The sequence below is a fragment of the Arthrobacter sp. Y3225116 genome (assembly GCF_059091245.1).
On sequence record NZ_JBNHGL010000327.1, the window covers coordinates 1 to 2,596 of the forward strand.

General features: G+C 73.2%; 2 protein-coding genes. Both read right to left on the reverse strand.

The genetic code is table 11. From position 1 onward, the window contains the following. Positions 1-2,137 (reverse strand): alpha/beta fold hydrolase (locus AC5RV2_RS16860; RefSeq protein ID WP_494093290.1); only part of this gene is annotated, 2,137 nt, incomplete at its 3' end. After that, positions 2,131-2,596, reverse strand: a 466-nt coding sequence (locus tag AC5RV2_RS16865) for a 3-oxoacyl-[acyl-carrier-protein] synthase III C-terminal domain-containing protein (RefSeq protein ID WP_494093291.1), incomplete at its 5' end; no start/stop codon positions are given. The genes AC5RV2_RS16865 and AC5RV2_RS16860, both read right to left, overlap by 7 nt.

The following is a 2,596-nucleotide window of genomic DNA, read 5'->3' on the forward strand; positions in this document are numbered from 1 at the left end:
AGCTGTTGACGAAGGCATCGGTGACGTCCAGCAGGTTCAGGCCGGTGGTGGTCGGGAACAGCAGGATGGAAATCAACGCCAGCGGGGTGCCGACGCAGACGCCGTTTCCGAAACCGGCCGCGCGGATTTCCGCCAGGCTGATGTCCGTCACGGGCAGCGCCTCGGTCATGCCGTAGGGGGTGTGCAGCTGGGCCGACGGCATCAGCGACTGCATCTTGGCCAGCAGCGGCTCGGGGATCGGCGCGCCGGCCGAGAGCAGCAGTTGCACGTCGGCCAGCACCACCCGGTGTTCGTCCGTGAGGCCGTCGGCGGTGGCGAGCACGTTCGCGAGGGCGGCGGGCGAGGCGAAGACGGCGGTGGCGCCGACCGCCGCGGCAGCATCGGCCAGGGCCGCGGCGGTGAGCGTCTTGGGCGCGGTGACGTCCATGTCCGGGGTCACCGACGTGGCCCCCAGTGCCGGGCCCAGCAGGGCGAACGGTGCGAAGCCGGCCACCAGCGAGGTGCCGGCTTCCAGCCCGTAGGTGTCCTTGAGGGTGTCCCGCATGGCGGCCAGCCGGCGGTGCGTATAGACGACGCCCTTGGCCGGTCCGGTGGAGCCGGAGGTGAAGAGGATGGCGGCGTCGTCGTCGGGCCCGGGGGCGGAGCGCCCGGCGCGGCCGCCGGGCGGGGCAGCGGCAGCGGCGGCGGCGGCGGTGGATTCGAGCAGTTCGGGCACGGTGTGGGCGACGCCGTAGAGCCTGCGCTTGGCCCCGCCGATTTCGGTCACGCTGATCCGCTCGCCCGGCCAGCCGAACAGCCGCGCGGCCGCGAAGGCACGTTCGATGCCGATGATGAACCGGGGACCGGCGCCCTTGATGGCACGGCTCAGGCCGGCGGGTCCCAGCCCGGCGTCGGCCACCACGATGACGGCGCCGAGCTTCAGGCAGGCGTAGATCAGGCTGGTCAGTTCGATGCCGGGCGGCACCAGCAGGTTGACTCGGTCGCCTGCCCGCACGCCGATCCCGGCCAGGCCGTCGGCGAGCAGGTCCACCTGGCCGGCGAGCTCGGCCCAGGACAGCGTCCGCTTTCCTGCCGCCGCGGCGCCCAGCGGGGCCATGTCGACGACGGCGGGGGAGTCGTCGTTCCGGCGTTCGTCCAGTTCGGCGAGCATGGAGCGGAAGGGAGCCGCGGCGCGGGGCTCTTGGGCGGCGGCCGCGTGCCCGCCGCCGGCCACGGCGGCGTCGAGCCAGGTGAAAACGGGGCCCGCGATGTCACGGTCTTCGGGGAGCAGGTGTCCGGCGCCTTCGAAGCGGTGCACGTCGGCCTGCGGCAGCCGGTCCAGCAGGTCGCGCAGGTAGCGGTCGGAGAACACCGGGTCCCTGGGGCCCCACAGGATCAGCGCCGGAACGTCCAGGCCGCGGATGCCCTCGGCCACCCCGTTCAGCGCGTCCCAGCTGGGCGCGGCCTCGTCGGCCGGGATGTCGGCCACGAAGTTGCCCACCCCGGTGCGGCGGGCCGCGTGCCGGTACGGGGCCATGAACGCGGCCCTGACGTCCTTCGCCAACGGAGGATGCGCCAAGGCGTGCGTGACGCGCAGGAAGGCGGCCGACGTCGTCGTGCCCCAGCGATGCACGGCGGGGTGCAGCGCCAGTTTGAGCGGGGCGGGCAGCCCGAAGCCGGCGGGGTGGACGGCGGTGTTGGTCAGGACGACGCCGGCGAGCTGGTCGCGGTGCCGGGTGGCCCAGCCCAGCGAGATCACGCCGCCCCAGTCGTGTCCGACGGTGACGACGGGGCCGGTGATGCCCAGTCCGGCGGTCAGGTCGCCCAGGTCGGTGATCCGGTCCTCGAGCCGGCGGAAGCTGCCGGTGCGTTCGGAGAAACCCATGTCCAGCTGGTCGACGGCGACCACGCGCCACGGCGCCGCGGCGTTACCGGCGGCGTCCAGCAGGCTGCGCCACAAGTAGGACCAGGTGGGGTTGCCGTGCACGCATAGCAGTGTGCCAACCGGCTCGATGCCGCGTTCGGCCAGCTGCGGGCCGTTGTCCAAAAGGTGCCATGCGTGCTCGCTGCCGGCCGGGTCCACGGCGGCGGTGGACGGGACGCGGACGCGGCGGGACCAGGCCGGGTCGACGCCCGGCCAGAGGGGGGTGTCTACCACGCAATCTCCATCATGGTGGTGTTCAGGCCGGAGCCCACGCCCATGCAGAGCACGCGGTCGCCGCTGCCCAGGGTCTGGGCCTCCTGGGCGAGGGTCATCGGCAGCGATGCCGGCCCCACGTTGCCCCACTTCGGGAAGGTGATCGGCACGCGCTCGCGGACCAGGTTGACGGCCTTGATGATCGCGTTGGTATACGAGGTGGAGACCTGGTGCGTGACGTACCGGTCCATGGCGGTCCAGTTCCAGCCGTCGCGGTGGGCCTCGTGCCAGGCGTTGACAACCAGTTCCAGCCCGTTCTCCAGCAGGCCCTTGGTGTCCGTGAACATGCCCGCGGGCCCGCCGACGCACAGCTCGTGGTGTTCGGTGCCGGCGCGGGAGACACCGCCGAGGATCCGGTGCGAGCCGGGGTGGGCGTCGGCGGGGCCGATCACCGCCGCGGCGGCCCCCCCCCCCCACCAC